At 38.2% G+C, this 6104-nt stretch carries 9 protein-coding genes; 6 read left to right on the top strand and 3 right to left on the bottom strand.

What is annotated here, in order from left to right:
* The 3 genes from WBM70_RS11330 to WBM70_RS11320 form a co-directional block, all read left to right on the top strand.
* On the top strand, positions 1–162 hold a 162-nt coding region (locus tag WBM70_RS11330), incomplete at its 5' end, for a thiosulfate oxidation carrier protein SoxY (protein ID WP_424558611.1).
* A 76-nt stretch (positions 163–238) separates the two neighbouring features.
* Positions 239–541, top strand: a complete 303-nt coding sequence (soxZ, locus tag WBM70_RS11325) for a thiosulfate oxidation carrier complex protein SoxZ (RefSeq protein ID WP_424558610.1) — start codon at positions 239–241, stop codon at positions 539–541.
* Positions 542–641: 100 nt separating this feature from the next.
* Positions 642–1136, top strand: coding sequence for a thioredoxin family protein (locus WBM70_RS11320; RefSeq protein WP_424558609.1), 495 nt, complete (start codon positions 642–644; stop codon positions 1134–1136).
* On the opposite strand, the gene WBM70_RS11315 is transcribed toward WBM70_RS11320, so the two are convergent.
* Genes WBM70_RS11315 through rpsT form a run of 3 tightly spaced genes read right to left on the bottom strand, consistent with a single transcriptional unit; the run spans position 1133 to position 2992 of the window.
* The gene (locus WBM70_RS11315) at positions 1133–1600 is read right to left on the bottom strand and encodes a hypothetical protein (protein ID WP_424558608.1); all 468 of its coding nucleotides are present in this window, start codon (positions 1598–1600) and stop codon (positions 1133–1135) included. The genes WBM70_RS11320 and WBM70_RS11315 overlap by 4 nt on opposite strands.
* A gap of 3 nt (positions 1601–1603) precedes the next feature.
* Complete coding sequence (gene prfA, locus WBM70_RS11310) at positions 1604–2671, bottom strand: peptide chain release factor 1 (protein ID WP_424558607.1); 1068 nt, start codon at positions 2669–2671, stop codon at positions 1604–1606.
* A gap of 51 nt (positions 2672–2722) precedes the next feature.
* The gene (gene rpsT, locus WBM70_RS11305; protein ID WP_424558606.1) at positions 2723–2992 is read right to left on the bottom strand and encodes a 30S ribosomal protein S20; all 270 of its coding nucleotides are present in this window, start codon (positions 2990–2992) and stop codon (positions 2723–2725) included.
* A 221-nt stretch (positions 2993–3213) separates the two neighbouring features.
* Between rpsT and glmM the strand changes: the two genes are divergently transcribed.
* From glmM to WBM70_RS11290, 3 genes are read left to right on the top strand one after another with little or no spacing between them, the layout of a single operon-like run.
* The gene (gene glmM, locus WBM70_RS11300) at positions 3214–4551 is read left to right on the top strand and encodes a phosphoglucosamine mutase (protein ID WP_424558605.1); all 1338 of its coding nucleotides are present in this window, start codon (positions 3214–3216) and stop codon (positions 4549–4551) included.
* Complete coding sequence (gene lspA, locus WBM70_RS11295) at positions 4551–5000, top strand: signal peptidase II (RefSeq protein WP_424558604.1); 450 nt, start codon at positions 4551–4553, stop codon at positions 4998–5000. Before glmM ends, lspA begins: the two co-directional genes overlap by 1 nt.
* Positions 4997–5938 (top strand): esterase-like activity of phytase family protein, encoded by a 942-nt coding sequence (locus WBM70_RS11290; protein WP_424558603.1) that lies wholly within the window; start codon positions 4997–4999, stop codon positions 5936–5938. The genes lspA and WBM70_RS11290 overlap by 4 nt, the downstream gene beginning before the upstream one ends.
* Positions 5939–6104: the final 166 nt, after the last annotated feature.

Below are 6104 nucleotides of genomic sequence, written 5' to 3'. Positions count from 1 at the left end.
GTATGTGTATTTGATGTACCAGAAGGTGGAATCGTGGATTATATGATGAAAATCAAAATGAAAAAATCTGGTACAATCACTGCGATCGTAGAAGGTACTGATGGTAAGTTCTATGTAGGTAATGTGACACTAGAAGTTGCTCTTGGTGGATGTGAAGGTTAATCCTTTCCCTCAACCAGCTAGATTAGGTCTTAAAACTTAATACATATAAACAGAAATAGAAAGAAAAAGGAATATCATGGGTAATATGAAAATAAAAGCAAAGCTTAAAGGCGATGTAACTAATGTAAAAGTAATGGCAAAACATGACATGCTTACATATGATCAAGCAAAGAAAAAAGGTGTTGATGCAAACTTCATCACACACATTACTGCAAAAGCCAACGGGAAAGTAGTATATGATGTATCTACAAGCCAGTTCTGGTCTAAAAATCCACAGTTTAAATTTAGTTTTAAAGGTGCTGCTGCAGGTGATAAAGTTGAGATCACATGGACAGACCTTAAAGGTAACACTGTTACTGAAGACAAAAAAATCAAATAATGATTTAACGTATCTATACGACCTTAGGGTCGGTGGATAGTATAAAGCTAACCCATGCACTTATAGAGTCTATGGGTTAACTTTACAACAAAGGAAGTGTATGTTTCACTCTTTGATGACAACACTTCTTTTTCTTCTTTTTTTTACCTCCTCTATATTTAGTGATATAAAAAGCATTGATATTGACCAACTCTCTTTACAGGCAAAAAAAGAGCATAAACACCTTTTACTTTTTTTTCATAAAGATGGATGTGGTTTTTGTGAGCAAATGATCTATAAAACATTAGGAAATAATGAGATTGAAGATGCGATAGATAAATATTTTATTTTTGTGGATATAGGTATTGATGATGAGGGTAGCATACAGCATCGTGATTTTACTGGAATCAAGCATAGGTATGCACAATCATTAGAAATAAGCTTTTACCCTACTGTGGGCTTCGTAGATGGTAATAACAGTATTGTCTACGGCGCAATAGGCTATAGGGATATAGAGATATTTTCACTGTTGTTACAATATATTTACAGCGGTGAGTATAAAGTGATGGAATGGGAAGATTTTAAAAGCAAAGTGGAGTTTGAAAGTGAAGATTAGGATTCAAGTGCCTGATGTATTTCAAACCAATAGACGACACTTCTAGTAAGCGTGGCTTTTTTTCTTTGATCAAAGTGTTCTGTAATGTCAAAATCTTCTTTTCCTAAACCTTCTTTATATGCTGCGATAAATGCGTTGTAAGTCTGTTCTTTCATAGCGGTGATCTCGTAGGTCACTTTGTCGTATACTAGATTTCCAACATTTTCTTGTTCTCTGTGTATTTCATTGAGGTTGATGCTTCCAAAACGTGCTTCTTCAGGCAGGGTCATATTCATCTCTATGTAGGTACGCATGGAGGCTATCATATGTTCTAATTGCTTAAGAGAGACCTCTGTAGATTCAATGATCGTTGCCAGTTCTTGTGAATAGCCCCAGGCTCCAGAGAGTGAAAGGTCTGCATCGAAGGCAGATTTGATCACATCTTTTAGGTCATTATCACTTTTAAGCGGCTCAAATTCGATCATGACTTAGAGACCTGCTTCCTGGATGGCTTCGGTTTGTGCATGGGCAATGAGAGGGTCTATCACTAATTTCATATTACCGTTGTTCATAATATCATCCAGGGCATAGAGAGTTAATCCTACACGGTGGTCCGTTAGTCTATTTTGCGGGTAGTTATAGGTTCTGATCTTCTCTGAACGGTCACCTGATCCTACCTGAAGTTTTCTCTGGCTTGATGTTTCATCAAGTTGTTTTTGGAGTTCTGCTTCATAGACTCTTGCTTTAAGAACTTTCATTGCTTTGTCTCTGTTCTTGTGTTGAGATTTTTCATCTTGAATGGCTGCAACAATACCTGTAGGGATGTGCGTTAAACGTACTGCAGAATCGGTTGTATTTACCGACTGACCACCACATCCGCTTGAACGGTATACATCCATTTTGATCTCATTAGGCTTGATGTCTATCTCTACATCATCCACTTCAGGAATAACAGCAACTGTAATGGCAGACGTATGTACCCGTCCTTGTGTTTCTGTATCTGGTACACGTTGAACACGATGTGTTCCCGCTTCATACTTTAGTTGTGAATACACACCATCCCCTTTGATCTGGGCAATGAGTTCTTTGTATCCACCAGACGTACCATCATTGGTACTGACGATCTCTATCTTCCAGCCCATCTGTTCAGCATAGCGTGAGTACATTCTGAAGACATCGGCCACAAAAAGAGCACTTTCGTCTCCTCCTGCACCTGCACGCAACTCAAGAAAAATGTTTTTGTCATCATTCTTGTCTGTAGGAATCATGAGGATCTTGATCTCTTCTTCAAGGTTTGGCAGTATTGGCTCAAGTTCTGCAAGTTCTTCTTTTGCAAGGTCACCAAGTTCTGAGTCACCTAAGAGCTCTTTATTCTCATCTATAGCATCTGCTGTTTCAATGTAGAGGTTTGCTTTTTCTACCAGTGGGCTAAGATCAGACTGCTCTTTACTAAGATCAGTCATACGTTTTATATCACTGGCAATATCCGGAGAACTTAATAGTTCACTGAGTTCGTTGTATCTATCGATGAAAGGTTGAAGTTTTTCTTTGAACATAGGCGTTCTTTGTGTTAGATTGGGGTTTTAGTGAGGGTGTATCGAGACTGCTTATGCAGCTTCGATAGCATTTACCATTTTATGAAGACGGCTTACTTTTCTAGCTGCAGTAGTTTTCTTGATGAAACCTTTGCTTACTAGTGAATGGATTTGTTTGTTTGCTGTTGCGAATGCCGTTGTCGCTGCTGCTTTATCTGCTGCCGCTACTGCTTCGTGTACAGCTTTTGTGATGTTCTTGATTCTTGTTCTGTAATATCTGTTTCTCTCAGTTCTTACAGCAGTTTGCAAAATACGTTTTTTTGCTGATTTGTTGTGTGCCATGTTGTTTCCTTTTATAGGTATGTTGTTATTACTCAATTTAATAGAGTGAAAATAGTTCGCGAATAATAGCTAAAAAAAGATTAAAGATTTATTAATTTAAGGCTATGACTTATGAGATTGCATGACTTAAAGGAGAAAGTCGTGAGGAAAGTTAATCTAATTTGCGTTAAAATTATGCCAATAGAACAAAGGGGCAGTTAAAAACCCTAAAGGAAATTATTGTGACACTTTTTGGAACAGATGGCGTACGCGGAAAAGCAGGGAAGAAAGTTAGTGCAGTCAATGCAATGCGTTTGGCTATGGCTACGGGCATCTATTTTAAGCAATTTGCAAAAACGAAAAAAATCTTAGTAGGAAAAGATACCAGACGAAGTGGATATATGATAGAAAATGCTATCGTATCCGGACTCACAGCGGTAGGGTTTGATGTGATACAGATAGGTCCTATGCCTACACCTGCTATTGCATTTTTAACAGAAAACATGCGTTGTGATGCAGGTATTATGATATCGGCTAGCCATAATCCTTATTATGACAACGGGATCAAGTTCTTTGATGGAGAAGGGAATAAGCTCAACCGTGAAAAAGAAGAAGAGATCGAAGCTATATTTGAGGATGACGATGCGATTGCTAAAGCACAAGTGACGGATAAGAATATAGGAAAATCTAAACGTATTGATGATGTGATAGGTCGATATATTGTACATATAAAGAACTCCTTTCCTAAGCCACTCACTTTGGCAGGCAAAAGAGTGGTGATAGATTGTGCCAATGGTGCAGGATATATCGTAGGTCCTACTGTATTGCAAGAGCTTGGTGCAGATGTGGTGGTGATAGGTGATAAGCCTAATGGATTTAACATCAATGAAGGGTGTGGTGCCATGCATCCTGAAAATTTGGCAAAAGTTGTTTTAGAATCACGTGCAGATGTGGGTATCGCTTTGGATGGTGATGCAGATAGGCTTGTAATGGTCGACGAAAAAGGCGAAGTGGTAGATGGAGATAAACTTATGGCAGTGCTTGCTGTGCATCTTAAAAACCATGACAAGATCAAGGGCAATGGTATGGTAGCCACTGTGATGAGTAACCAAGGTTTGGATGAGTACCTGCATTCTCAGGGGTTGACACTTCACCGTTCTGCCGTAGGAGATAAAAATGTTGTAGAGATGATGCAAGAAAATGGTATGAACTTCGGAGGAGAACAAAGCGGACATGTCATCTTCTCTGATTTTGCCAAGACAGGTGATGGTATCACTAGTGCACTCCAAGCATTGGCTTATCTTGTAGAGACAGAAAAGAAAGCGAGTGAAGTATTTACTCCTTATATTTCCTACCCTCAACTTTTAGTGAACCTTTTAGTGGATGAAAAAAAGCCGTTTGATACCATTAAAGGACTTGATGGGCTGAAAGAAAAAGTGGAAAGTTTAGGGATGAGACATCTTTTCAGATACTCAGGCACAGAAAATAAGATCCGTCTTTTGCTTGAAGGTAAAGATGAAGAGAAACTTGAAGAGATAATGGAAGAGTGTAAAACATTCTTTAAAGGTGCGTTGGCATAATGCGAGCTTTTGCTGTCTTTTTTCTTGTCCTCTTGGGTACTTTTATCATCGATCAGAATATCAAATCACTTTTTGTGGAAGGGTATTATCGTGCCGGAGAGTGTATAGACCTTGAACTGCATTACAATAAAGGTGTCGCTTTCTCAATGTTCGCCTTTCTTGGACCTTACCTTAAATGGATACAGGCATTGCTCATTTTGGCTATTCTTTTCTTTGTTTTTATAGAGGGATATATAAAGCGTTATGCTTTTCCTGCAGGCTTGCTTATAGGTGGAGCACTGGGTAATGTTTATGATCGTTTTGTGCACGGAGGCGTAGTTGACTATGTCGCTTGGCATTGCGGCTTTAATTTTGCAGTGTTTAACTTTGCAGACGTTGCTATAGATCTTGCTGTAGTATGGATACTTATTCTAGTCTATTTTTCTAAAGAAGATTCAAAAGAAAAATGAAAATAGTTCTTTTCCTTGCAAGTTTCCTCGGGCTGCTTCAAGGAGGAATGCTAAACACGCACATAGCACCTACTTTGAATACCACCCAATTTAAAGGTATGACACTTTTAGATCAAAAAATACTCTTATTTAAAAACATAGACGGATTGAAGTTTTCTGAAATTTCAGATCTTGCTTATGATCACAATGCAAAGAAACTTTATTTTGTAAGTGATGAAGGAAAACTATTTGTTTTTAATGCATTGTTTTCAGATAAAATAGAAACACTCAATGCAATAGGTGGTGTAGAGCTGGTCAAAAACAGTGGTAAAAAGTTTCAAAGATGGCGTCGAGACAGTGAAGGCCTGGCAATAAATGACAAAGGAGAGGTGTATGCCTCTTTTGAAGGTAGAGCGAAAATTGGAAAGTTTGACCAAAAAGGAAGAATGGTTAAACAGTATACCCTGCCTAAAAAACTAAGAAATCCTGACAATTACAGAAGCCGTAATAAATCTTTAGAAGCATTAACCTGGCACCCCAAATATGGTTTACTTACTGCAACAGAGTGGCCACTGAAACATAAGAACAAAAAAGAGCAAACGATCTATGCGTTAAATGGGAAGGAGTGGTATTTTAAAGCAGAAGCTGAAAGTAAAAGTGCTGTTGTCGCGATGGAAGTGATGGATGATGGCAATCTATTGGTGATGGAGCGTTCATTTACTGGACTGATGAATCCTTTGGTGATCACATTAAAAAAGATCTATCTTATTGGGTGCAAGAACAAGAAAGGGCTGTGCCAAAGTGAACTTATCCTGAAAATGAACACCCACCAAGGATGGGATATAGACAACTTTGAGGGCTTGGCTAGAGTAGGGAAGCATCGCTATGTCATGGTAAGTGATGACAATGACAATTTTTTTCAAAAGACGTTGTTTGTCTATTTTGAAGTAGCACATTGAGTCTAACATAGCTTAAGGTATAATCTTCGTATGAAAAAATTAATACAAGTAATACTTTACATTGCCTTGAGCGTCATATTGGGATCTATGGTTTTCTTTGGTGCAAAAGCATATAAACAAGCCATACTTTATGAAGAAGCCACTACAGAACTGGTCTCTTATCAGG

This window comes from Sulfurovum sp. (assembly GCF_049668085.1).
Taxonomy (GTDB): Bacteria; Campylobacterota; Campylobacteria; order Campylobacterales; family Sulfurovaceae; genus Sulfurovum.
The sequence above is the reverse complement of the archived record's forward strand: the minus strand, read 5'-3'. Positions and strand labels throughout refer to the sequence as shown.